The organism is Erythrobacter cryptus DSM 12079 (assembly GCF_000422985.1).
GTDB lineage: Bacteria > Pseudomonadota > Alphaproteobacteria > Sphingomonadales > Sphingomonadaceae > Erythrobacter > Erythrobacter cryptus.
The window spans coordinates 213,016-234,489 of record NZ_AUHC01000005.1 but is presented as its reverse complement, the minus strand read 5'-3'; the positions used below and the strand labels follow the sequence as shown (position 1 = coordinate 234,489).

Genomic DNA, 21,474 nt, shown 5'->3' with positions numbered 1-21,474 from the left:
AGGACAGTGGTGAAAATTGTTGCAACGCCCCTGCCGCGCGCCTGGAGGATAGACTGATGAGCATCAATATCGGACCTGCGGCCAGCGACGATCTGCGCCCGCGCATCACCGTGATCGGCATCGGCGGGGCCGGCGGCAACGCCATTGCCAACATGATCGAGGCCGGGATCGAGGGGGTCGATTTCATCGTCGCCAACACCGATGCCCAGGCGCTCAGCCAGTCCCCGGCGGAACGGCGCATCCAGCTTGGCCCGGCGATCACCGGGGGGCTGGGCGCCGGGGCGCGGCCCGAGGTCGGCAAGGCCGCGGCCGAGGAGACCGTGGCCGAGATCGAAAAGGCGCTCGAAGGGGTCAACATGTGCTTCATCGCCGCCGGGATGGGGGGCGGCACCGGCACCGGCGCGGCCCCGGTGATCGCCGAGGCCGCGCGGCGCATGGGGGTGCTGACCGTGGGCGTCGTCACCAAGCCCTTCCTGTTCGAGGGCACCCGGCGGATGCGCGCGGCCGAGGCGGGGATTGCCGAGCTGCAGCAGCACGTCGATACGCTGATCGTCATTCCCAACCAGAACCTGTTCCTCGTCGCCAAGGCCGAGACCACCTTCAAGGAGGCCTTCCAGCTGGCCGACGAGGTGCTCCAGCAGGGGGTGCGCTCGATCACCGATCTCATGGTGATGCCGGGCCTCATCAACCTTGACTTTGCCGACGTGCGCTCGGTGATGAGCGAGATGGGTAAGGCGATGATGGGCACCGGCGAGGCCGAGGGCGAGAACCGCGCGCTCGAGGCTGCCGAACAGGCGATCTCCAACCCGCTGCTCGACGGGGTGAGCATGGCCGGGGCCAAGGGGGTGATCATCTCGATCATCGGCGGCGAGGACATGCGCCTGCTCGAGGTGGACGAGGCCGCCAACCACATCCGCGAGTTGGTGGACGAGGATGCCAACATCATCTGGGGCAGCGCCTTCAACCCCGACCTTAAGGGCAAGATCCGCGTCTCGGTGGTCGCCACCGGGATCGATCAGGGGGCCAGCGGCGCCGTGCCCCGGCCGCAGCCGACCGCGCTTTCCGCCCCGCGCGCGCCCAAGCGCCCGGTGCTCGAACTGTCCGAGGATGCGGGGCTTGCCGAGGCGCCCGCGCCCGCTGCCGACCCCGCGCCGGTGGCCGCGCCTCCGCTCGCGGCTGCCGGAGCGCGCGGCGGCTTCGATCCTGCCCCGCCGGCTGCGCCCGCAAGCGCGCCTGAGTTTGACGCGGAGGAGCCGCTCGACCTTGGCGACCCGCTCGACCTTGGCGAGGAGATCGAGGACGAGGAGGATGCAGGGTCCCAGCCGCGCCCCTTCAGCCTCAGCGCGATGCAGCCCGGGGAAGATTATGGCGAGGAATATGAGGACGATGTCGATGGCATCGTCGATCCGCTCGCCGGGCTGCGCGGGGTCGAGGACGAGGCCTATGGCTTCGATCCTGGCAGCGCCAGCGGGAGCACTGGGGCGGGCGGGCGCGGCAGCGCGGGCGGCGGCGATCTGCTCGATCTCGCCGATGCCGGCTATGATCCTTACGAGGAGGAGGCGCCGCCGGCTGCCGGCGAGGATGATCTTCTCGCCCGTGCCGACCAGCTTGGCGCCGCCGATCGTCCGGTCGCACCGCGGGGGATGCGCGAGCGGCGCCGGCCCGTGCTCGGCGGGGCGGCGGCGGAGGATCCCGGCGCCGGATCGACGCTGTTCCAGCGCATGGCCAACCTCTCGCGCAGCACCGCCCGCGCCGATGAGGACGAGGAGGATGATGGCGAGGATGGCCCGGCGCTCAGCATCCCGCGCTTTCTCGGGCGGCAGAACAACCAGTAGCGCGGCAATCCTGCCCGGCGCGCGTCCTGTCGCGCCGGCAGTGCCGCTCGCCGCGCCGGGCGCTGGCCTTGGCGCGGCGCTGCGCTAGATGAGCGGGCGATGACGACCCCCCGGTTTCCCGTTTGCGCAGTGGCCCCCGCGCTGGCTTTCACCCTGGCCCTTGCTGCCACGCCTGGCCAGGCGCGCGCGCAGGAGGTGGTGGCCCAGCCGGTGGTGCAGCCGCTGCCTTCGGCCGAGGTGCAGCGCCTCAACCGCGCGCTGGTGGCGCTGGCCAAGGCCCCGCGCGACCGCGAGGCGCTGATCGAGGCCGGGCAGGCGGCACTCGGGGTGGACGATCTCGAGGCGGCGATCGGCTTCTTCGGCCGTGCTGCCGAGGTCGATCCCGGCCATCCGGCGGTGGCGCAGGGGCTGGCCGGGGTCTATCTGCGCGCCGGCCGCGCGGCCGAGGCGCTCCGGCAATATGAACTGGCGCTTGCTGGCGGCGCGGCGGAGCGCGAGGTGCTGGCCGATCAGGCGCTCGCCTTCGATCTCGTCGGCGATCAGGCCGCGGCCCAGGCGGCCTATGCCCGCGCGCTGGCGCTCGATCCGGGGCACGACGAGGCGCGGCGCCGGCTGGCGGTGAGCCATGCGATCGCAGGCAACCGCGCGCGCTTCGAGGAGACGCTGTGCCCGCTGCTTGATCGGCGCGATGTCGCCGCGCAGCGGGCGCGGGCCTTCGGCCTTGCCATCCTCGGCGATCAGGCGCGCGCCGCGGCGATCGTCGAGCAGGTGATGCCGCGCGATCTGGCGCTGCGGCTGGTGCCTTACCTTGCCTATATGCCGCGGCTGACCAAAGGGCAGCAGGCGGCGGCGGCCAATCTCGGCATCTTTCCGCGCGCCGCCGATATCGGCAGGGAGGATCCGCGCCTTGCCCGCTTTGCCGAGGAGGAGCGCGCCGACAGCCGGCTGGCGCCCTCGGGCGCGCCGCTCGATGCAAGGGGTGCGGCGGCACCAACGCCTGCGGCTGCATCCCCGCCGCGCAGCACGGGCCGGACGCGGACCCCCGCGGCGACACCAGCACCAGCACCAGCACCAGCAGCACGATCCGCAGCCGCGCCGACGACACCAGCGCCCGCGCCAGCCTCGGCCTCGGCCTCGGCGCCTCAGGCAAGCTCGCGGGTGGTGGTGCTCGGCCCGGCGGGGGCACCCACAGAGGCCGCAGCGGCCACCGCGCTCCCAGCCGCCGCCCCGGCTGCGACTGCGCCAACCCCGGCGCTGGCGCTGGCCCAGGCCGCGCCCCCCCCGGCGCTGCCACCTGTGGCGCAGCCGGCCGCGCCGCCAGCCGCGCCCGTAACGCCCCCCGTGCCCACGCCCACGCCTGCGCCCGAGGCGCCGCCGCTGCGCGTGGCCGATGCCTTTGCCGATCTTGCCGGCGCGCCGCTCCCCGATGCGCGCGCCCCCGCCGGGGCGGTCGATCTGTCGCGCATCGCCATTCGCCGCGAGCCGCCGCCGGAAAAGCCCAAGCCCAAGGATCCGCCCAAGGAGCCGCCAAAGCCGCTCCACCCCAGCCGCGTCTGGGTGCAGGTGGCCACCGGCAAGGATGTGAAGGCGCTCGGCTTTGACTGGAAGCGCATTTCCCGCGCCGGCGGGCCGGCGCTCGCCCCGCTCAAGCCCCACACGGTGCGCTGGGGCGCTGCCAACCGCCTGCTCGCCGGCCCGATCGAGAGCCGCGACAAGGCCGAGGCGCTCGTGCGTACATTGAAGGGCAAGGGGCTTGACACCTTCCTCTATGTCAGCCCCGAAGGTGAGCAAATCCAGCCGCTTAAATAGCAAGGGTGCGCCGCGCCGGGCGATCTGTGCACAGGCTTTGCACAGCTCTGTCCGGTTCTCCCCAGCCGCTCGCAGGCTGCGCATTGCCAAGCATGGCGCCCCCGGTTCAAAGCGCGTCAGGGCTGGCGGCAAAGCGTCATCCCGCCCGCGAAAGAGAGCCGATGAGAGTGCGCGCCATGGACTATGCCGCCGAGGACGATGCCGCCCCCGTCGAAAGGCTGCTCAGCCTGTTTGCGGCGCGCGGCTGGCCCTGCGAGCTGGTCAGCGAGGACGAGATGAGCGGCGAGATCCAGGGCAGCTGGGCCAATTACCAGCTGCGCGCGATCTGGCGGGCCGAGGACCGGGTGCTGCAGTTCCTGTGCCTGCCCGACATCCGCGTCACCGAGGAGCGGCGCGCGGCGGCCTATGAGCTGCTCTGCCTCGTCAACGAACAGATGTGGCTCGGCCATTTCGACATCTGGTCGAACGGCGATGTGCTGCTCTACCGCCACGGGGCGCTGCTGGGCGAGGACGGGCAGCTCAGCCTCGAGATGGCGCAGGCGCTGGTCGAATGCGCGATCGACGAATGTGACCGCTTCTACCCCGCCTTCCAGTTCGTGCTGTGGGGCGGCAAGAGCCCGCGCGCCGCGCTCGAGGCGGCGATGGTCGATGCGGCGGGCGAGGCCTGAGGCACCAGGAGCTTCGATCATGGCGGGCGGGCTGCTGATCATCGGCTGCGGCAACATGGGCGGGGCGATGCTCGCCGGGTGGCTTGCCGCGGGCGCGGATCCGGCTGAATTCGCGGTGCTCGATCCGGCGCTGGCCGAGGTGCCCGCCGGGGTGGCGCTCCACCGCCGGCCCGAGGATGTGCCCGGCACCCACGCCGCGGTGCTGCTCGGGTTCAAGCCGCAGCAACTTGCGGGCCTCGCGCCGGCGCTGGCGCCGCTCACCGCGGGGCGCCGCCTGTTCTCGCTGCTCGCCGGAATCACCCTTGCCCAGCTTGCCGCAGCCCTTCCCGCCTCGGCGGCGCAGGTCAGGGTGATGCCCAACCTTGCTGCGCGCATCAACAAGTCGCCGGTGATCCTTGCCGAGCGTGGCCTCGGCGCGCAGGGGCGCGCGGAGGTCTTTGCCCTGTTCGACCGGCTCGGCAGCGCGCTGTGGCTCGAGGACGAGGCGCAGTTCGATCTCGTCACCGCGCTGGCCGGCTCGGGGCCTGGCTTCGTCTATCGCTTCATCGATGCGCTCGCCGGGGCAGCGGTCGATCTCGGGCTTGAAGCGCCGCTCGCCGCGCGCCTCGCGCTGGCGACGGTCGAGGGCGCCGCCGCGCTCGCCGCCGCGGCCGATGCCAGCCCGGCGGTGCTGGCCGATCGGGTCGCCAGCCCGGGAGGGATGACCCGCGCCGGGCTCGACGTGCTCGATAAGGGCGATGCGCTGCGCCGCCTGCTCACCGAAACGTTGCGCGCCACCAGCGCGCGCGGCGCCGCCCTCTCGCGCGGTGATTAAGATTAACAGCGGTTAATCTGAACGAATTGCGCCGATTGCAAGCCGGTTTCGCTTGAAATGTGCAGTGCGAGGCCTGATATTGGCGCCATCAAGAGCGCGGGGCCGTTCCCGTGCTTGGACATCTCGAACCAAGGGTTTTGCAATGGCTGACTGGAACGACACCTCGCGCAATGCGCAGCGACTGGGCGCGGTCCCCCGCGCGGGGGGCGATGTTGCCGGTCGGGTCACTTTCGATGCGGGCCTGCGGCGGCACATGCTGTCGATCTACAATTACATGGCCTCGGGCGTGCTGCTGACCGGCATCGTCGCGCTGCTGTTCGTCAACTCGCCGATCTTCGCACTCGCCTTCACCGCCACGCCCACCGCGGCGGGCACGGTGGTGCAGCCGACCGTGCTGGGCTGGCTGATCACGCTCTCGCCGCTGGCGGTGATGCTGTTCTGGTGGTTTGGCGCCGCGCGCGCCAGCCTCGGGGCGCTGCAGGCGGCCTTCTGGGCCTTCGCGGTGCTCTTCGGCCTGTCGCTCTCGACCATCTTCGTCACCTACACCGGGACCTCGATCGCCACCGCCTTCTTCGCCACCGCGGCGGCCTTTGCCGGCCTGTCGCTGTGGGGCTACACCACCAAGAAGGACATTTCGGGCTGGGGCAGCTTCCTCATCATGGGCCTCGTCGGCCTCATCGTCGCAAGCCTGCTCAACCTGTTCTTCCAGTCAGGCCCGCTGGCGCTGGTGACGAGCATCATCGGCGTGCTGATCTTCGCCGGGCTCACCGCCTATGACACCCAGCGGCTCAAGAACGAGTATGTCCTCGTCCGCGGCACCGAGCTGGCGGGCCGGGCGGTGATCTTCGGGGCGCTGAACCTCTACCTCGATTTCATCAACCTGTTCCTCTATCTGCTGCGCTTCCTCGGCAACCGCGAGTAAGCGCGCCGCGCCGGCACGGTCGGTGCGCAGGTGTTGAAATGTCAGGTGCCCGGGGGGCCATGCGCCTTCCCGGGCATTTGCTTTGCCCGGGCAAGCGGCTATGGGCCGCGTCAGCCTTGCGCAAGGCGCGCCAGTGCATGGGGATCCTTGCGCACGAGGCGCGCCGATGATGCGGCAGGAGAGGGAAGTTGATGAGCGTGTTTGCGCAGAGGTTTTCGTCGGAACCGCGGCGCCTCCGGCGGCGCCGGCTTGCCGCCGTGGCGGCGCTGGCGCTGGGCGCCGCTCTTGCCGGGGCCTGCACCAAGAAGGCGCCGCCCCCGGTGGTCGCCGCCCCGCCGCCGCCCCCTCCAGTGGCGGTCGAGCCGGTGCCCTATCGCCCGCTGCCCCCCGGCGGCGCGCAATATGTGATGGACATTCCCCCGCGCGGGCCCGATGGGCGGCGGATCACGGTCAATTCCAATCTCAGCGATGACCAGCTGGTGTGGAACCTGCGCTCGGCCTGGAACGTGGCGGCGCTCAATTGCCTGGCGAGCGAATATGAGCCGATCCTCGAGGGCTACCGCGCCTTCCTCACCCGCCACCAGCGCGCGCTCAAGGCGGTCAATGACCGGATCGAGCGCAAGTTCATGAGCGCGCACCGCACCCGCCGCGATGCCATCGTCGCGCGCGATGGCTACACCACGCAGGTCTACAATTTCTTCGCCCAGCCGCCGGCGCGCGCCGGGTTCTGCCGCGCCGCGCTCGACATGGCGAATCGCGCGCTCGCTGCCCCGCCGGCCGATCCGCTTAGCTTTGCCCGGGCCAATTTCGAGGGGCTGCTGGTGCCCTTCGAGGAGTTCTTCACCGCCTATGAGGCCTATCAGCAGGCCTCGGCCGAATGGGATGCCAAGTGGGGCGCGCTCTATGGCCCCTCGCAGCCCGGCTGGGTGGCGGTGCAGGAGGCGCGCCTCAATGGCATCAAGGTGCCCGAGGTGGCGGTGCGCACCGTGATCGATCCCGAAACCGGGGCGGCGGTGCCGGTGATCCCGGTCAATGAAGGGGTAATCTCGCAGCCGGTGGTCGAGCCGATCGCCACCCCGCCGCCGCCCCAGCCGGGCCAGTAGCCGGGTCGCCGGCACAGGCGCGGGCGGCGCGGCGCCAGCGGCATGCAAAATCGCCGTTGCAAGGGCGCGCGCTTGCCGCTAAGGCGCGCCCTCGCCCGGCCCCGATGGGGGCGAAGCGGGCACAGACAAACTGGGAACGGGGCCGTAGCTCAGCTGGGAGAGCGCGTCGTTCGCAATGACGAGGTCAGGGGTTCGATCCCCCTCGGCTCCACCAGTTTCGCAAGATTCGGGAATGTCCACCCAGCTTCACGGCCCCGAATTGCCCCGTCGCTTGCGCTCCCTTGCGTCCCTTGATGCTGCGCCGGTTGCGGAGCGCATTGCTCTGCCTTGGTGGACACCGCTTGCCGTCAGCCGCGCCTGACGCTATTGAACCCACGCGTTTCGGTAACGGGAATGCGGTGCAAATCCGCAGCTGTCCCTGCAACTGTAAGCGGCGAGCATGGCGCGTGCGCACCCGCCACGGGTGCAGCCACTGGGGACCTTCGGGGCCCTGGGAAGGTGAGCGTTCCATGTGCCGACCCGCAAGCCAGGAGACCGACCGGGGCGTGTCGCTCTATGCCGGGTTCAGGGGTTGGCCAGGCGCGGAGGAACACCCTTTCGTTGTGAGCGACACCGCCGGGCCGTGGGGAATATCCCCCCGCGCGCCCATGATGTTGCTTGTGACGGGAGGAATCCGTGAAACATTTCGCATTGTGGACAAGCGTTGCTGCGGCGGCGCTGGGTTGGGCTGCGCCTGCGTGGGCCGAGGAGGCGGCGGACAAGGAAGTCGCGCGCGAGGGCGAAGCGGCCAACGCGGCCGAGGCTGAGGATATTCTGGTTTCAGCGAGCCGCCTTGATGCCCTGCCGCTCGCCCGCTTCACCGGCTCGGCCCTCGTCATCACTGCCGATCAGCTCGAAGACCGCCAGACCCGCGACATTGCCGATATCCTGCGCGATGTGCCGGGCGTGGCCGTGGCGGGCGTACCGGGGCAGACCCAGATCCGCCTGCGCGGTTCGGAAGCCAACCACGTGCTGGTGCTGGTTGACGGGATCGAAGTCTCCGATCCCTTCGCGGGTGAGTTCGACATCGGCACGCTGCAGGCCGAGCCGGGCGCGCGGCTCGAAGTGCTGCGGGGGCCGCAATCGGCGCTCTATGGCCCCGATGCGATCGGCGGGGTGGTCGCCTATCACAGCGCCAGCGGGCGCGCTCTGCCCGGCCTTGCCGCAAGGCTCGAGGGCGGAACGCAGGGCACCATCAACGGCGCGCTGCGCTACGGCGCCTTTGGCGACAATTGGGACGCGGCGCTCTCTGCCGTCCTCGTCAGCACCGATGGCCAGCCCAACGCCCGCGGCGGCCAGCGCGACATTGGCCGCGACAGCTACACGCTTGCGGGCAAGGGCAGCGTGAAGCTCGGCGAGACCGTCACCCTGCGCGCGGCGGGGCGCTTCATCCGCACCGAGGGGCAATTCAACGACCAGGACTTCAACCCCGCCAGCCCCAGCTTCGGCCTCGTGATCGACAGCCCCGGCACGCGTTTCACCAACGAGGGCGTCTATGCCCTCCTCGGCCTCAGGGCCGAGGCGCTGGGCGGGCGCTGGACGCATGACCTGTCCGCGCAGATCGCCGATGTCACGCGCGACACCTTCACGCCCCTCGGGCGTGCCAGCGGCAGCGAGGGGGATCGCTTCAAGGCCTCCTATGTCAGCGCGCTGGCTCTGGCGGACGCGCACAACCTCACCCTCGCCGCCGATTACGAGGTCGAGGGCTTCCGCAACACCACGCCGGGCGGCTTTGCCTTCACCGGGCGGCGCGAAATCGAGCAGGTGGGGCTGGTGGGCGAATATCGTTATGCCGACGAGAAAATCGATTTCTCCGCGGCGATCCGCCATGATTTCAACGACCTGTTCAAGGATGCCACCACTTTCCGCGTCGGCGCCGGATACCGCCTCACTGGCACCACCCGGCTGCGCGCTGCGGCCGGATCGGGGGTGAAGAACCCCGGCTTCTTCGAGCTTTACGGCTTTGTCGATGGCCGCTTCATCGGCAATCCCGCGCTGCGCCCGGAAAAATCGACCGGCTGGGAAGTGGGGATCGACCAGCAACTTGGCGAGAGCGCGAGCCTCGCGCTCACCTGGTTCGACAGCACGCTTGAGGGCGAGATCTTCACCACCTTTCCCCCGCCCGATTTCACCGCCACCCCGGCCAATCGCACCACCGAAAGCCGCCAGCGCGGGATCGAGCTGGCGCTCGCGGCGCGCCTCGGGGCGGGCTGGAGCCTCGATGGCGCCTACACCTATCTCGATGCCGAGGAAAACGGGGTCGAGGAAGTGCGCCGGCCCCGGCACATCGCCAGCGCCGCGCTGACCTGGCAGGCCCCCGGCGATGCGGTTTCGGCCACCTTGGTGGTGCGCCACAATGGCGAAACCCCCGATGTCGCCTTCATCGATCCGAGCTTCGTGCCGGTGCGGGTGCGGCTCGATGACTATACCCTCGTCAATCTCAACGCGCGGGCAAGGCTGGCGCAAAATATCGACGCTTTTGCCCGGATCGAGAACCTGCTGGGCGAGGACTATGAGCAGGTCTTCAGCTTCGTCTCCCCCGGCCGCAGCGCGGTTGTGGGCGTGGAAGCGCGCTTCTGATGCGGGGGCAGACCATGAGCATGATCGACAAGGCCCTTGGCCCCGCGGCGCTCCCGGCGGTCCTTGCCGCCACCACGCTGAGCGGCACGCTGGTGCTCTCCTGCATGATGCCCTTTGCCGCGATCGCCGCGCTGTGCGCGCTGGCCCTGCCGCCGCGCTGGGCGCTGGCGAGCATCGCCGCCTGCTGGCTTGGCAATCAGGCGCTCGGCTTTGGCCTCATGGGCTTTCCCTGGGACGGGCCGACCCTCGCCGCCGGGTTTTCGCTCCTCGGCGCAAGCCTTGTGGCCCATGCCGCCGCGCGCGCCGTGGCGGGGCGCAGCGCGAACCCGCTGAGCGCCTTCCTCGCCGCCTTTGCCGCCTATGAAGGAGTGCTGTTTGCCTATGCCCTGGGGTTTGGCGATCCGGCGCTGTTTGCCCCCGGGATCGTCGCGCTCGTCGGCCTCAACGAGGCGCTGTGGTTTGCCGGGCTGTGGCTCGGCTGGCAGGTGCTCGCGCGCCTTGCGTGCCACGCCTTGCGGCACCAGGTCGAATGAGCGCGCGGCCGCGGATCGTCTCGCTCCTGCCCAGCGCCACCGAGATCGCCGTGGCGCTGGGTCTGGGCGATTGCCTCGTCGGGCGTTCGCACGAATGCGATTTTCCGCCCGAGGTCAGCGCCCTGCCGGTGTGCACCGCGACCAAGCTCGAGCAAGGCCTCGGCTCGCGCGCGATCGAGGAGCGGGTGAAGGCGATCGTCGAGAAGGGCCTGTCGGTCTATGATGTCGATGCCGCGCTGCTCAAGGCCCTGCGCCCCGACGTGATCCTCACCCAGGCGCAATGCGCGGTCTGCGCGGTCACCCCGGCCGATCTTGCCGAGGCGCTCGCCAGCTGGGTGGGAACCCCGCCGCGGCTGGTCTCGCTCGCGCCCGATGATCTTGTCGATGTGCGCGGCGATTTTGCCCGCGTGGCCGAGGCCGCCGGCGCGCCCGAGCGCGCCGCGGCGGCGCTGCAGCGCTTCGAGGCCGGGCTTGCCGCCCTGCCGCCCGCCCCGGCTGCGCGCCCGCGGCTCCTTGCGATCGAATGGCTCGATCCGCTGATGGTGGCGGGCAATTGGGTGCCCGAACTCATCAGCGCCGCCGGGGGCGAGCCGCTGCTCGCCCGGCCTGGGGTCCATTCGCACAGCATCGACTTTGCGGCGCTGGCCGCGGCCGATCCCGATATCATCGCGCTGATGCCCTGCGGCTATCAGCTCGGCCAGACCCTGCCCGAGGCGCGCGCGCTGCTCGCGACGCCGCAATGGCAGGCGCTGCGGGCGGTGCGCGAGGGCCGCGTGTTTGCGGTCGATGGCCACCACTTGTTCAACCGCCCCGGCCCGCGGCTGGTGGAAAGCGCGGCGGTGCTTGCCTGGCTCATCCACAGCCCCGAGGCGGTGCCGGCGCCGCTTTCCGGCTTCATCGCGCGGGTCTAGGCGGCCAATCTCATCGCATTCCCAATCCCCTCGCATTCTGCGCGCGAATTGCGTAAGCGCGCGGCCATGCATTTTCTCGATCAGGCCAAGATCTATGTGCGTTCGGGCGCGGGCGGCCCCGGGGCGGTCAGCTTCCGGCGTGAGAAATATATCGAATTCGGCGGGCCCGATGGCGGCGATGGCGGGCGCGGCGGGGATATCGTGTTCGAGGCCGTGGCCGGGCTCAACACCCTCATCGATTTCCGTTACACCCAGCATTTCAAGGCCGCGCGCGGCGGGCACGGCATGGGCAAGGACCGCACCGGCGCGAGCGCCAAGCCGCTGGTGATCAAGGTGCCGGTGGGAACGCAGATCCTCTCCGAAGACAAAGAGGAGGTGCTCGCCGATTTCACCGAGGTGGGCCAGCGCGTCGTCTTTCTCGAAGGTGGCATGGGCGGGCGCGGCAATGCCAGCTACAAGAGCGCCACCAACCGCGCCCCGCGCCAGCACCAGCCGGGCATGCCGGGCCAGGAAGCCTGGGTGTGGCTGCGCCTCAAGCTGCTTGCCGATGTCGGCCTCGTCGGCCTGCCCAATGCCGGCAAATCCACCTTCATCAACGCGGTTTCCAACGCGCGCGCCAAGGTGGGGGACTATGCCTTCACCACGCTGGTGCCCAAGCTCGGGGTGGTGCGCCACCGCGGGCGCGAATTCGTGCTCGCCGACATTCCCGGCCTCATCGCGGGCGCGGCCGAAGGGGCGGGGATCGGCGATCGCTTCCTCGGCCATATCGAGCGTTGCCGGGTGCTCATCCACCTCATCGACATCACCGGCACCGGTGATGCCGATCCCGCCGAGGCGCTGCGCATCGTCACGCAGGAACTGGCGGCCTATGGCGCGGGCCTGGCTGACAAGCCGCGCCTCGTGGCGCTGAGCAAGTGCGACCTTGCCGATGCCGAACTCGTCGCGGCCTATCGCGCCGAGTTGCTGGCGGCAGGCGCTGAGGAGGTCTTTGCCGTCTCGGGCGCGACGCGCGCGGGGATGGACGAATTGCTCGATGCGGTGCTCGCCTATCTGCCCGATCGCGCCCCCGCCGCAACCGAGGCGGGCGCGGGTGCGGATGAGGGCGAGGGCGATGCGCCGCAATGGTCGCCGCTCTAAGGGGTGATCGGGGTGCAGGGTCTGGCTGACATTCCCGCCGCGCGGCGAATCGTGGTCAAGATCGGCTCGGCGCTGCTGGTGGGCGGCGGGGCGCCGCGCAGCCACTGGCTTGCCCGGCTTGCCGGCGATCTCGCGCGCCTGCGCCAGGGCGGCGCGCAGGTGATCGTGGTCAGTTCCGGGGCGATCGCGCTGGGGGCGGCGCGGCTCTCGCTGCCCAAGGGCGGGCGCGGCAGCCTCGCCGATGCCCAGGCCGCCGCCGCGGTCGGCCAGATCGCGCTTGCTGACCTTTGGAGCCGCGCGCTTGGCGGCGAGGGGATCATGGCCGCGCAGATGCTGCTCACGCTCGGCGATCTTGAGGATCGGCGGCGCTATCTCAACGCCGCGGCGACGCTCGATAGGTTGCTCGAGGCCGGGGTGATCCCGGTAATCAACGAGAACGATTCGGTCGCCACCGAGGAAATCCGCTTCGGCGACAATGATCGCCTCGCCGCGCGGGTGGCGCAGGCGGCCGCGGCCGATCTGGTGCTGCTCTTGTCAGACGTTGACGGGCTGTATGACCGCGATCCGCGCGCCGAGGGCGCGCGGCTCATCCCGCTGGTCGAGGCGGTAACGCCTGAGGTGATGGCGATGGCGAGCGGGGCTTCCTCCTCGGGGCTTGGCTCGGGCGGCATGGTCTCCAAGCTCCAGGCCGCGCAGATCGCCACCCGCGCCGGGATTGCGCTGGCGATCCTCAATGGCACCCACGAGGCGCCGATCAGCCAAGCGCTGGCGAGCGGCACCGGCACGCTGTTTTTGCCGGTGAGCGCCGCCTCGGCGCGCAAGGCCTGGCTGGGCGGGCGGCTCGCCCCGGCGGGCGAGCTGCGCGTCGATGCCGGCTGCGCGGCGGCGCTCAAGGGCGGGGCGAGCCTGCTGGCTGCCGGGATCGTCGGGGTGGCGGGCAATTTCCGCCGCGGGGATCTTGTCAGCATCCTCAGCCTCAAGGGCGAGAAGCTGGCGCAGGGCCTCGCTGAATATGATGCCGCCGAGATCAAGCTGATCGCCGGCAAGCGCGCCGAGGAGCAGGCCGAAAGGCTCGGCTATGCCCCGCGCTCCTGCGTGGTGCACCGCGATCACCTGGTGCTGCTGTGAGCCTTGCGCCCCAGCCTGTTGTGGCGATCACCGGCGCCACCGGCTTTGTCGGCAGCCACACGCTCGAGGCCGCGCTGGCTGCGGGGCACGCGGTGCGCGCGCTCACCCGGCGCGATCAGCCGCCGCAGGCGGGCGTCACCTGGGTGCGCGGCGATCTCGCCGATCGGGCGGCGCTTGGCGCGCTGGTGCAGGGCGCCGATGTGGTGATCCACATTGCCGGGCTGACCAACACCCCCGATCCGGCGCAGTTCGAGGCCGCCAATGTCACCGGCACCGCCCATGTGATCGCCGCCATGGCCGCGGCGGGGGTGGGGCGGCTGGTGTTCGTCTCCTCGCTCGCGGCGCGCCGGCCCGAGCTGTCGTCCTATGGCGCCTCCAAGGCGCGGGCCGAGGCGCTGGTCGAGGCCTCTGCGCTTGACTGGACCACAGTGCGCCCCCCGGCGGTTTATGGCCCGCGCGACACGGACATGCTCGAGCTGTTCCGTGCGGCACGCTGGGGGCTGGTGCCGCTGCCGCCGGGCGGGGCGACCTCGATCATCCATGCGGCTGATCTGGCCGCGCTGCTGGTTGCCCTTGCCGCCTCCTCAAGCAGCGGAGCGGCAGGAGAGGCAAGCAGGAAAGTCTATGAGCCCGATGATGGGCGCGAGGGCGGGTGGAGCCACAAGGAGCTGGCCCAGGCGATCGGCCGGGCGGTGGGGCGCCGGCGCGTGCTCGCCCCGCATCTGCCGCGCGCGGTGCTCGCGGCTGCGGCTGCCGCTGACCGGCTGGCGCGCGGTGACAGGGCCAAGCTCACCCCCGACCGGGTCGGCTACATGTGCCATCCCAATTGGGTGGTGCGCTCCGACCGCCGCCCGCCGCCCGCCTTGTGGGGCCCGCGCATTGCCGGCGAGGAGGGGCTGATGGCCACCGCCGAGTGGTATCGGCGCGAAAGGTGGCTTTAGAGGAAAGGTTCCTCGCCCGGCTTGTGGATGCCGCACTCGGTCTTGTCCCAGCCCTTCCAGCGGCCCGAGCGCGGGTCTTCCCCCGGCGCCACCTGGCTGGTGCAGGGCGAACAGCCGATCGAGGGATAGCCCTGGGCCACCAGCGGGTGGCGTGGCAGATCGTGGGCCTCGAAATAGGCGGCAATATCCGCGGCAGACCAGTCGATCAGCGGGTTGATCTTGAGCCGCCCCTGGGCATCGGACGTGTCGATCTCGAAGCGCGGCAGATGGGCGCGGGTCGCCGCCTGGAAGGCCTTGCGCCCGGTGAAGCTCGCATCATAGGCCGAAAGCGCCTTCTCCAGCGGGCGCACCTTCCTGATCTCGCAGCAGCCATCCGGATCGTAGGACCACCTGAGGCCAGTGGCATCGCGGCTGGCAAGGTCCTGCGGATCGGGGGTGAGCACCACGAGGTTGAGACCGAGCCGCTCCACCAACAGATCGCGATAGGCCAGGGTCTCGGCAAAATGCTTGCCCGTGTCGAGGAACAGCACCGGCAGGCGCGGATCAACGCTGGCGACAAGGTGCAGCAGCACCGCGCTTTCCGCCCCGAAGCTCGAGACCACCGCGAGCTCGCCAGCAAGGCCATCGCGGATCACCGCTTCGAGCATTTCCTGCGTGCTGCTGCCGCGGAACATGCGGTTCAGCCGCAAGGCATCATGCGCGGTGAAGCGCGGGGCAAGATCGAGCCGGTCGCGGGCGCGATCGCCGCTGGCGGCGGCGGAAGTGGCAGAAGCGGGGGAGGGGGTTTCAGCCGTCATGGCGCAGCTCGGCAATGGTGCGCCGGCCGGACATGATCCGGTCGGCAGCAGGTTGATAGACATGGGCCCAGGTGGCGAGCGCCCGGCACGCATCGGCCTCGTCGAGCCGGCGGTCGGGGGCGAAGCTGTCAAAGCCGCAGCGCACCAGGTGCGAAAGCTGATCGACCCCGAAATCGCCCACCGCGCGCAGCTCGCCCTTATATCCGGCCTCGCGCAGGATGCGCGCGGCGGAATAGCCGCGCCCATCGGTGAAGGCGGGAAAGTTGATCTCGATCAGCGCGAGGCGCTCCAGCACCGGCAGCAGCAGCCGCGCATCATCGCCCGGCTCGATCCGCACCGCGGTGGCATTGCTCTGCTCGATCGCGGCGTCCACCGTCACCGCGGCGTGATCGACCGGCTCGTCGCTGCGAAAGCGCAGCTGCACCACATCGGGCGAGGCGCCAAGATCATCCGCCATAGATCGCCTCCTTGAACGGTTCCATGCCGATGCGGCGATAGGTATCGAGGAAGCGCTCGCCCTCCTTGCGCTCGGCAAGATAGACCTCGGTCGCCTTCTCGACCGCGGCGATCACCCCGTCCTCGTCAAAGCCGGGGCCGGTGATCCGGGCAAGGCTCACATCCTCGGCCTCGCTGCCGCCGAGCGAGAGCTGGTAGTTCTCGCGCCCCTTCTTGTCGACGCCGAGGATGCCGATGTGCCCGGCATGGTGGTGCCCGCAGGCATTGATGCAGCCCGAGATCTTGAGCTTGAGCTCGCCCAGCACCGCGCTGCGCCCGGTTGCGGCAAAGCGTTCGGAAAGGCGCTGGGCGAGCGGGATCGAGCGGGCATTGGCCAGGCTGCAATAGTCAAGCCCGGGGCAGGCGATGATATCCTCGATCGTGTCGATATTGGCGCTGGCCAGCCCTGCCCGCGCGAGCGCCTGCCACAGCGCCGGCAGATCGGCCTTGGCGACATGGGGAAGCAGCAGGTTCTGGGTGTGCATCACCCTGACCTCGTCAAAGCTGTATTGGCGCGCGAGCTCGGCCACCAGGCGCATCTGCGCCGCGCTGGCATCGCCGGGAATGCCGCCCGCGGGCTTGAGGCTAATGATCGCCGAGACATAGGCCGGGTGCCTGTGCGCATGGGTGTTGCGTTCAACCCAGCGGGCAAAGGCGGGATCGCCCGCGTCGATCGTGGTTGGCCCTTCGGCAAAGGGCGGATCGGCAAAATGGGCCTTGATCCGTTCCAGCTCGGCGCGCGGCGGCTCCACCCCCACCTCGATGAGGTGGGCAAACTCGGCCTCGACCTCGCGGCGGAAGGCCTCGGCCCCAAGCTCATGGACGAGGATCTTGATGCGCGCCTTGTACTTGTTGTCGCGCCGGCCATAGCGGTTATAGACCCGCAGCACCGCCTCGGCATAGGTGATGAACTGATCGATCGGCACGAAATCGCGGATCAAGGGCGCGATCATCGGGGTGCGGCCCATGCCCCCGCCAACATAGAACTGGGCGCCGAGCGCGCCGCCGCGCGTGACGAGGCGGATGCCGATATCATGCAGGCGCATCGCCGCGCGGTCCCTTTCGGAGGCGATCACGGCGATCTTGAACTTGCGCGGCAGGTAGCTGAACTCGGGGTGGAAGCTCGACCACTGGCGCAGCAGTTCGGCATAGGGGCGCGGATCGGCGATCTCGTCCGCCGCCGCCCCGGCGAAGTGATCGCAGGAGATGTTGCGGATGCAATTGCCGCTGGTCTGGATCGCGTGCATCTCCACCGTGGCGAGGTCAGCCAGAGCATCGGGCGCATCTTCAAGCCGGATCCAGTTGAACTGGATGTTCTGCCGGGTGGTGAAATGGCCATAGCCGCGATCATACTTGTCGGCGATGGTGGCGAGCATCTCGAGCTGGCGGCTTGAAAGCGTGCCATAGGGGATGGCGACGCGCAGCATGTAGGCGTGGAGCTGGAGGTAAAGCCCGTTCATCAGCCGCAGCGGCTTGAACTGCTCCTCGGTGAGCTTGCCCTCGAGCCGGCGGCGGGTCTGGTCGCGGAACTCGGCGACCCGGGCCTCGACCATGGCCTGGTCATAATGGTCATAGCGATACATGTCAGATCACCCAGTCCCATCCGGTCCTGGCCGCGGTGGGCACGGCAAGGTCGCGCCGCACCGTCGGCCCCAGCGCGCGCACCCGGTCCTTGATATGCGCGGGGCGCACATGGCCCTGTGCATCGCGGCTCGCCTCGCAGACATAGGGCACGTTGACCCGGCGCGCGGCTTCCTCGCGCGCCATGATCTCCTCGGCTGCATCGCCCGCATCGATGGCATCATCGACAAAGCGCGACCAGCCGCTGCCCGTCCACCACACCACCGCCCCGGTGCGCAGATCGTTGCCGGTGATGATCCTCATGCCGCCGCCTCCCGCGCGAGCGCGCTGAGCGCGGCTTCATCGCGCGCGGCGACTTCGCCGATGATGATGAGCGCGGGGCTTTTGACCGCTTCGCGGGCGACGAGATCGGGAAGGCCGGCGAGCAGCCCGCGCAGCACCCGCATTTCGGGCCGGGCGGCGTTCTCGACAATGGCGATCGGCATGTCGGGGGCGAGCCCGTCGGCGATCAGCTTCTCGGCGATCTGCGGCGCGGTGGCGATCCCCATGTAGATGACGAGCGTGCGCCCCTTGCCAGCCAGGCCCGACCAGTCCTGCTCGGAAAGGCCCTTGCACTGCCCGGCGACGAAGCTGACGATGCTTGCCGCCTCGCGGTGGGTGAGCGCGATCCCGGCGGCGGCCGCCGCGCCATTGGCGGCGCTGATGCCGGGCACGATCTCGACCGCAAGCCCGGCGGCGCGGGCGGCCTCGGCCTCCTCGCCCCCGCGCCCGAAGATCAGCGGATCGCCGCCCTTGAGGCGCACCACCATGCGCCCGGCGAGCGCCTCGCGCACCAGCAGGGCGTTGATCTCCTCCTGCGGCAGGGTGTGGCGGGCGCGGCGCTTGGCCACCGAGATCAGCCGCGCCTCGGGGCGGGCAAGGCCGAGGATGTCGGGGCCGATGAGGCCATCATGGACGATCACCTCGGCCGCGGCGATGAGGCGCGCGGCGCGCAGGGTGAGCAGGTCCACCGGGCCCGGCCCGGCGCCGACGAGATAAAGGGTGCGCGGCTGCAGCATGGCCCATGAGATGGGCGAGGACGCGCGCGCGTGCCAGCGAGAAAGGATTGGCCCGGATGAAGCCCAGCTATTGCCCGGCCGGCGGGGTGCGGCGCTGAAGCGCTTCTATCAGCGCTTCGAGCGGCGCGCCGGGCTTGAGGTGCACATCGCGCTGGGGATAGGGCAGGCCGATCCCGTGCTCGTGGAACAGCGCCCACAGCCGCCGCAGCACGTCGCTGCGGACATTGCCCACCCCCTGTTCGGGATCGTTGATCCAGCAATGAATGGTGAACTCCACCGCATTGTCGCCAAAGCCCGTCCACCACACCGCCGGCGGCGGATCGGCCAGCACCCGCGGCGCGGCGGCGGCGGCCTCGAGCATCAGCCGCTCGGCCAGCGCCATGTCGGCCTCATAGCTCACCCCCACCGGCACCTGCACCCGCACGTTGCGCGAGGAATAGGACCAGTTTTCCACCTGATTGATCATCAGGTTCTCGTTGGGGATGAGGTATTCGCGCTCATCCCTGGTGGTGACCGAGACCGCGCGGATGCCGATCTTGCGGATCTGGCCAAAGGTGTGCTGCCCGCTCTGATCGGCCACGGCAATCACGTCGCCGGGCTTGATCGACTTGTCGAGCAAGAGGATGATCCCGGCGATGAGGTTGCCGAAGGTCTTTTGCAGGCCAAAGCCGATGGCAAGCCCGAAGGCGCCCGAAAAGACGGTGAGCGCGGTGAGATCGATCCCGATGAGATCGACCCCGACGAGAAAGGCGATCACCCAGATGAGGATGGTGGCGATCTTCTCGGCCAGCGCCTGCTGGGTGCGATCGAGCGCGGGCAGGCGCCGCAGCAGCGTGCGGGTGAGCCGGGTTGCCCCCCAGGCGAGCGCGAGCAGCACCCCGATCGCGGCAAGGCCATAGAGCACATCGAAGGCCGAGAGGCGAAAATGGCCGAGTGCGATCGCCACGGCATCGAGCCGCGCCACAATATCGCCAATCGCCCCGCCGCGCGCGGCCAGTTCCTCGCCGATGGGGGTGGCAAGCGGCAGGGGCGATGGGGCGGGGGTGGGGGCGGGGCTGGCGGGGATCATGCCTGCTCCAGCGCCTGGGCAAGATCGGCGATGAGATCTTCCGGATCCTCCAGCCCGATGGCGAGGCGGATCGCCGGGCCGCCTGGCCCCGGCATCACGCTGCGGTGTTCCTCGGGCCGGATGGCAAGGGCGAGGCTCTCATAGCCGCCCCAGGAATAGCCGATGCCAAACAGCGCAAGCGCATCGACCACCCGCGCGGCCGATGCGGGATCGTCGCGCGCCAGCACGAAGGCAAACAGGCCGCAGCCCCCGGCAAAGTCGCGCCGCCACAGCGCGTGGCCGGGATCGGAAGCGAGCATCGGGCACAGCACCCGCGCCACCGCCGGGTGTTGTTCGAGAAAGGTGGCAATCCTTATCGCCGAGCGGGTCTGCGCCTCGAGCCTGAGGCCCATGGTTCTGAGGCCCCGGGCGGCGAGCGCGGCATCATCGGGCGAGACCACCTGCCCCAGCTCCTGCGAGGTGCGGCGCAGCGCGCCATACCAGCGCGCGGCCGCGCTCGCTGATCCCATCATCACATCGGAATGGCCGCCGACATGCTTCGACAGGCTCATCATGGCAATGTCGCAGCCATGGGCGAGCGCGGGAAAGCCGAGCGGGCTTGCCCAGGTGTTGTCGATGAGGCTCACCGCCCCGTGGCTGCGGGCGATGGCGGCAAGCGCGGGCACATCGCAAACCTCGAAGGTGAGGCTGCCGGGGCTTTCGAGCCACACCGCGCGCACCGGCTCGGCAAACAGCGCCTCGTAGGCGGCAAGATCGCGCGGGTCGAAGAAGCAGGTCGTCACCCCCATGCGCGCAAGCAGCCCGCTCGCCATGGAGCGCGCAGGATCATAGGCATTGTCGGCCATCAGCAGGCGATCGCCGGGCCGCAGCACCGCCAAGAGGCACCCGGCAATCGCGGCCACCCCGCTGGGATAGAGCACCGTTCCGGCCGCCCCCGGCTCGATCTGGGTGAGCGCCTCGGCCAGCGCCCATTGGGTCGGCCCGCCGCGCCGACCATAGAAGAACTGCCCATCGGCATTGGTCTTGCCCGCCGCGGCGCGGGCGGCCTCGCTCTCGTAGAGGTGGGTCGAGCCGCGGCACACCGGCACGTTGACGAGCGGCCCGGTCCATTCCTGGCGCCGCCCGCCGCGCACCAGCCGGGTGGCGGGCCGCAGCGCCTTGTCCTCGCCCGCGCCGCTCATGCCTCGGGTCCTTGCGCCTTGGGGGTGGCCGGATCTGCGCCCCATTCGCTCCAGCTGCCATCATAGAGCGCCGCATCGCTGATGCCGGCAAGATGAAGCGCGAACAGGAGCACGCTGGCCGTCACCCCGCTGCCGCAGGTGGCGATGATCGGGCGGGCAAGATCAACCCCGGCGCGGGCAAAGGCGGCGCGGATCGCCTCGGGGGCAAGATAAGTGCCATCGGGGTTGAACAGGGCAGAGTGGGGGAGGTTGCGGCTTTCGGGGATGCGGCCCATCGGCACGCCGTGCACCGGATCGGTGCCGGTGCCATAGACCCGATCGGCCCCGCGCGCATCGACCACTTGCGCCGCGCGGCTCGAAAGATTGGCAAGCATCTCACCCTTGCTGCGCACCCGCGCGGGCGGGTGCAGGCGGGCCGGGGCGGCGGGCGCGAGCTGCGGCGTGCCGGCCTCGAGCGGGCGGCCCTCGGCCCGCCACTTGCTGAGGCCCCCATCGAGGATTGCGACCTGCTCCCACCCGCTTGCCGTGAGCATGAACCAGGCGCGCGCCGCGCTTTTGAGCGCGCTGTCATCATAAAGCACGATCCGCGCCCCTGCGGGCACGCCAAGCGCGGCAAGGTGCGCGGCGAGTTGCTCCGGGGTCGGCAAGGCATAGGGCACGGGCGAGGCGGGATCGTAAAGCGTGCCGAGCGCAAGGAAGCGCGCGCCCGGCAGGTGGCCCGCGGCAAATTCGCCCGCGCCGTCGCGCCCGGCAGCGGGCAGGTGGTGCGAGGCATCGAGCACCACCAGATCGGGCTCGGCAAGGTGCGCGGCGAGCCAATCGGTGCTCACAAGCGGAGGCAGATCGTCGGTCATGCCCCACCCCTAGCGCGCC

The 21,474-nt window shown here is 70.2% G+C and carries 20 protein-coding genes, 1 tRNA gene and 1 riboswitch; of the genes, 13 read left to right on the top strand and 8 right to left on the bottom strand.

Annotated features, from left to right (window positions below; translation table 11 throughout):
- Positions 1–56 precede the first annotated feature (56 nt).
- The 13 genes from ftsZ (at position 57) to G524_RS0105850 (ending at position 14,420) form a co-directional block, all read left to right on the top strand.
- Positions 57–1,835, top strand: a complete 1,779-nt coding sequence (gene ftsZ, locus G524_RS0105910) for a cell division protein FtsZ (RefSeq protein ID WP_027442883.1) — start codon at positions 57–59, stop codon at positions 1,833–1,835.
- Positions 1,836–1,934: 99 nt separating this feature from the next.
- On the top strand, positions 1,935–3,644 hold the full coding sequence (locus G524_RS17190; protein WP_027442882.1) for a tetratricopeptide repeat protein: 1,710 nt from the start codon (positions 1,935–1,937) through the stop codon (positions 3,642–3,644).
- Positions 3,645–3,805: 161 nt separating this feature from the next.
- Positions 3,806–4,312, top strand: a complete 507-nt coding sequence (locus G524_RS0105900; RefSeq protein ID WP_027442881.1) for a type III secretion system chaperone family protein — start codon at positions 3,806–3,808, stop codon at positions 4,310–4,312.
- Between the two features lie 19 nt (positions 4,313–4,331).
- Positions 4,332–5,126, top strand: a complete 795-nt coding sequence (locus G524_RS0105895; RefSeq protein ID WP_036857499.1) for a pyrroline-5-carboxylate reductase family protein — start codon at positions 4,332–4,334, stop codon at positions 5,124–5,126.
- A 142-nt stretch (positions 5,127–5,268) separates the two neighbouring features.
- Complete coding sequence (locus G524_RS0105890; RefSeq protein ID WP_027442879.1) at positions 5,269–6,048, top strand: Bax inhibitor-1/YccA family protein; 780 nt, start codon at positions 5,269–5,271, stop codon at positions 6,046–6,048.
- A 191-nt stretch (positions 6,049–6,239) separates the two neighbouring features.
- A complete protein-coding gene (locus G524_RS15130; protein ID WP_245561304.1) occupies positions 6,240–7,151 on the top strand; it encodes a hypothetical protein in 912 nt (303 codons plus the stop codon).
- 138 nt (positions 7,152–7,289) lie between these two features.
- Positions 7,290–7,365 (top strand) — tRNA-Ala (locus tag G524_RS0105880).
- A 151-nt stretch (positions 7,366–7,516) separates the two neighbouring features.
- Positions 7,517–7,708: riboswitch (cobalamin riboswitch) on the top strand.
- Positions 7,709–7,826: 118 nt separating this feature from the next.
- Positions 7,827–9,770: a TonB-dependent receptor plug domain-containing protein gene (locus G524_RS0105875; RefSeq protein WP_027442878.1), complete on the top strand. Its 1,944-nt coding sequence runs from the start codon at positions 7,827–7,829 to the stop codon at positions 9,768–9,770.
- Positions 9,770–10,303: a hypothetical protein gene (locus tag G524_RS15125; RefSeq protein WP_156894021.1), complete on the top strand. Its 534-nt coding sequence runs from the start codon at positions 9,770–9,772 to the stop codon at positions 10,301–10,303. Before G524_RS0105875 ends, G524_RS15125 begins: the two co-directional genes overlap by 1 nt.
- Positions 10,300–11,214: an ABC transporter substrate-binding protein gene (locus tag G524_RS15120; protein WP_051220932.1), complete on the top strand. Its 915-nt coding sequence runs from the start codon at positions 10,300–10,302 to the stop codon at positions 11,212–11,214. The genes G524_RS15125 and G524_RS15120 overlap by 4 nt, the downstream gene beginning before the upstream one ends.
- Positions 11,215–11,280: 66 nt before the next feature.
- Positions 11,281–12,351 carry a GTPase ObgE gene (gene obgE / locus G524_RS0105860; protein ID WP_027442877.1) on the top strand — a complete coding sequence of 357 codons (1,071 nt, stop codon included), beginning with the start codon at positions 11,281–11,283 and terminating at the stop codon, positions 12,349–12,351.
- Between the two features lie 12 nt (positions 12,352–12,363).
- A complete protein-coding gene (gene proB / locus G524_RS0105855; protein ID WP_027442876.1) occupies positions 12,364–13,479 on the top strand; it encodes a glutamate 5-kinase in 1,116 nt (371 codons plus the stop codon).
- A complete protein-coding gene (locus G524_RS0105850; RefSeq protein ID WP_027442875.1) occupies positions 13,476–14,420 on the top strand; it encodes an NAD-dependent epimerase/dehydratase family protein in 945 nt (314 codons plus the stop codon). Before proB ends, G524_RS0105850 begins: the two co-directional genes overlap by 4 nt.
- Here the strand turns inward: G524_RS0105850 and G524_RS15115 are convergent.
- From G524_RS15115 to G524_RS0105810, 8 genes are all read right to left on the bottom strand, one after another.
- A complete protein-coding gene (locus tag G524_RS15115) occupies positions 14,417–15,217 on the bottom strand; it encodes a phosphoadenylyl-sulfate reductase (RefSeq protein WP_051220931.1) in 801 nt (266 codons plus the stop codon). The genes G524_RS0105850 and G524_RS15115 overlap by 4 nt on opposite strands.
- Complete coding sequence (locus tag G524_RS0105840) at positions 15,207–15,674, bottom strand: DUF934 domain-containing protein (RefSeq protein WP_027442874.1); 468 nt, start codon at positions 15,672–15,674, stop codon at positions 15,207–15,209. The genes G524_RS15115 and G524_RS0105840 overlap by 11 nt, the downstream gene beginning before the upstream one ends.
- A complete protein-coding gene (locus G524_RS0105835) occupies positions 15,664–17,295 on the bottom strand; it encodes a nitrite/sulfite reductase (protein WP_027442873.1) in 1,632 nt (543 codons plus the stop codon). The genes G524_RS0105840 and G524_RS0105835 overlap by 11 nt, the downstream gene beginning before the upstream one ends.
- A 1-nt stretch (position 17,296) precedes the next feature.
- Complete coding sequence (locus G524_RS0105830; RefSeq protein WP_027442872.1) at positions 17,297–17,596, bottom strand: DUF2849 domain-containing protein; 300 nt, start codon at positions 17,594–17,596, stop codon at positions 17,297–17,299.
- Positions 17,593–18,351 carry a uroporphyrinogen-III C-methyltransferase gene (gene cobA / locus G524_RS0105825; RefSeq protein WP_027442871.1) on the bottom strand — a complete coding sequence of 253 codons (759 nt, stop codon included), beginning with the start codon at positions 18,349–18,351 and terminating at the stop codon, positions 17,593–17,595. Before cobA ends, G524_RS0105830 begins: the two co-directional genes overlap by 4 nt.
- A 67-nt stretch (positions 18,352–18,418) precedes the next feature.
- The gene (locus G524_RS15110; RefSeq protein ID WP_084625064.1) at positions 18,419–19,420 is read right to left on the bottom strand and encodes a mechanosensitive ion channel family protein; all 1,002 of its coding nucleotides are present in this window, start codon (positions 19,418–19,420) and stop codon (positions 18,419–18,421) included.
- Complete coding sequence (gene metC, locus G524_RS0105815; RefSeq protein ID WP_051220930.1) at positions 19,417–20,601, bottom strand: cystathionine beta-lyase; 1,185 nt, start codon at positions 20,599–20,601, stop codon at positions 19,417–19,419. The genes G524_RS15110 and metC overlap by 4 nt, the downstream gene beginning before the upstream one ends.
- Entirely contained in the window at positions 20,598–21,455 is an 858-nt protein-coding gene (locus G524_RS0105810; RefSeq protein ID WP_027442869.1) for a sulfurtransferase, read from the bottom strand. Before G524_RS0105810 ends, metC begins: the two co-directional genes overlap by 4 nt.
- Positions 21,456–21,474 lie beyond the last annotated feature (19 nt).

Coding starts and splice junctions, on each gene's coding strand:
- ftsZ (WP_027442883.1), top strand. CDS start 57: ATGAGCATCAATATCGGACCTGCGGCCAGCGACGATCTGCGCCCGCGC.
- G524_RS17190 (WP_027442882.1), top strand. CDS start 1,935: ATGACGACCCCCCGGTTTCCCGTTTGCGCAGTGGCCCCCGCGCTGGCT.
- G524_RS0105900 (WP_027442881.1), top strand. CDS start 3,806: ATGAGAGTGCGCGCCATGGACTATGCCGCCGAGGACGATGCCGCCCCC.
- G524_RS0105895 (WP_036857499.1), top strand. CDS start 4,332: ATGGCGGGCGGGCTGCTGATCATCGGCTGCGGCAACATGGGCGGGGCG.
- G524_RS0105890 (WP_027442879.1), top strand. CDS start 5,269: ATGGCTGACTGGAACGACACCTCGCGCAATGCGCAGCGACTGGGCGCG.
- G524_RS15130 (WP_245561304.1), top strand. CDS start 6,240: ATGAGCGTGTTTGCGCAGAGGTTTTCGTCGGAACCGCGGCGCCTCCGG.
- G524_RS15125 (WP_156894021.1), top strand. CDS start 9,770: ATGCGGGGGCAGACCATGAGCATGATCGACAAGGCCCTTGGCCCCGCG.
- G524_RS15120 (WP_051220932.1), top strand. CDS start 10,300: ATGAGCGCGCGGCCGCGGATCGTCTCGCTCCTGCCCAGCGCCACCGAG.
- obgE (WP_027442877.1), top strand. CDS start 11,281: ATGCATTTTCTCGATCAGGCCAAGATCTATGTGCGTTCGGGCGCGGGC.
- G524_RS15115 (WP_051220931.1), bottom strand. CDS start 15,217: ATGACGGCTGAAACCCCCTCCCCCGCTTCTGCCACTTCCGCCGCCGCC.
- G524_RS0105840 (WP_027442874.1), bottom strand. CDS start 15,674: ATGGCGGATGATCTTGGCGCCTCGCCCGATGTGGTGCAGCTGCGCTTT.
- G524_RS0105835 (WP_027442873.1), bottom strand. CDS start 17,295: ATGTATCGCTATGACCATTATGACCAGGCCATGGTCGAGGCCCGGGTC.
- G524_RS0105830 (WP_027442872.1), bottom strand. CDS start 17,596: ATGAGGATCATCACCGGCAACGATCTGCGCACCGGGGCGGTGGTGTGG.
- cobA (WP_027442871.1), bottom strand. CDS start 18,351: ATGCTGCAGCCGCGCACCCTTTATCTCGTCGGCGCCGGGCCGGGCCCG.
- G524_RS15110 (WP_084625064.1), bottom strand. CDS start 19,420: ATGATCCCCGCCAGCCCCGCCCCCACCCCCGCCCCATCGCCCCTGCCG.
- metC (WP_051220930.1), bottom strand. CDS start 20,601: ATGAGCGGCGCGGGCGAGGACAAGGCGCTGCGGCCCGCCACCCGGCTG.
- G524_RS0105810 (WP_027442869.1), bottom strand. CDS start 21,455: ATGACCGACGATCTGCCTCCGCTTGTGAGCACCGATTGGCTCGCCGCG.